The organism is Nostoc sp. PCC 9305 (genome assembly GCF_963920915.1).
Lineage (GTDB): Bacteria > Cyanobacteriota > Cyanobacteriia > Cyanobacteriales > Nostocaceae > Nostoc.
This window is the reverse complement of sequence record NZ_CAWUDN010000250.1, coordinates 1-1,337: the sequence shown is the minus strand read 5'-3', so window position 1 is coordinate 1,337 and position 1,337 is coordinate 1. Positions and strand designations below refer to the sequence as shown.

The following is a 1,337-nucleotide window of genomic DNA, read 5'->3' as shown; positions in this document are numbered from 1 at the left end:
CACCTGCTGGGCAATCTGCTCAATCTTGACTAAATTCAGGTTAAACTGAGTCGCCAGAACCTGCGGATTATTATCTGCCACTCCTCCTAATGCCTCAGTCCAAGTTGCTTTTTGTTCCGTGAGTGTTGGCTTTTCAACATCTACGACAATTGTCGGCAAATCCAATTGCCTAACCTCACGAGTGCTAAAGAAAAGTAGACCACCACTGCGGGTAATAAATCGCTGTAAGGGAAGTGCTTGTCCTTCTGTAGTCGGTTTACTGTCAACCTCTTGGGCATCTAAATACAGCGCAAGCGGTAATAACAAGCTTTCCCGATGCCACAAACGAGCAATTGTCTCTAATTCTCCCGCCTGAGTGGGCAATAATTCCACTGACAAACGATAGACATATTTATCTAGTTGGGCTGCTACATGTTGGGCTATTAGTTGCTTGCTGAGAGAATCTGCTCCTACTAGCTGAATAATTGGTAAACGTTGTTCTCTATGCGTTTGGCACAGTTGCAGAATAATTGTTTGGACAACAGCGTTTTGAGATGGCGGTAATTTTACATTCCATTCTGCTGTTTCCATCGGCATCAGTAATGATGCCAAGCGATCGTCTAAAGAATTTAATCCTTTAACATAATTTAATATACGTTCATCTACCCGTAAGCCACTGGCGGTCAGAGGTTGAACTCCTGACTGATGAATTTCAATTAATCGCCAGTAACGCAAAGGGCGTTCCCAAGAAAGGGCATCCCAAGTAGGTTCATCGAATAATGAAAAAGCTAAGGCAAAGGTAGGATAAGGCTGGTGAGAATTATCTGAAGCTTTGGCGCAAAGACGCGCTATACCTGGATCTAATTCCATTGCAATGCATAACAGTAAGACCTGTTGTTCAAAGTCAGATAAATCTAACTTTTGGCTTAATAGAACTAGTGCTGTGGATGGATTCATCCCTTCCACTATTGCCATTTCTGTGACTTTGGGCTTTTCAATATCAGGTAACTGTGCAAACTCAGACAAACGCCAGCGTAGCCAAGCCAGTTCATTTGCTAGGTATTCTTCATTGTTTGCTCTCCAAGAATCGAGGTTGTTCATAAAATCACCACCTTCTGGTTCTGGTCGAAAACAGGCGGTGTCACTGTGCGATCCACTAGCAAACTATCTACACCATCAATCCGCACTCGTACAAAATACTCACCCGGTGTAACACCTGCAATCCGAAACTCCAGCCTATCTGTTTGAGTTGGATGTGGTTGAGCTAGCACTTCGCGATCGCCTAACAATAACGCCACTCTCTGTCTTGGTCGCACTTGGGGGCTTAAAATCAGTGTGAGGGTTACTTCGCCATTAGC

The 1,337-nt window shown here is 44.1% G+C and carries 2 pseudogenes; both read right to left on the bottom strand.

The window, feature by feature from the left end:
• Positions 1–1,080, bottom strand: a pseudogene (locus tag ACM0OX_RS35610) (ATP-binding protein); the annotation flags it as partial.
• A pseudogene (locus tag ACM0OX_RS35605) lies at positions 1,077–1,337 on the bottom strand (DUF4255 domain-containing protein); the annotation flags it as partial. The pseudogenes ACM0OX_RS35605 and ACM0OX_RS35610, both read right to left, overlap by 4 nt.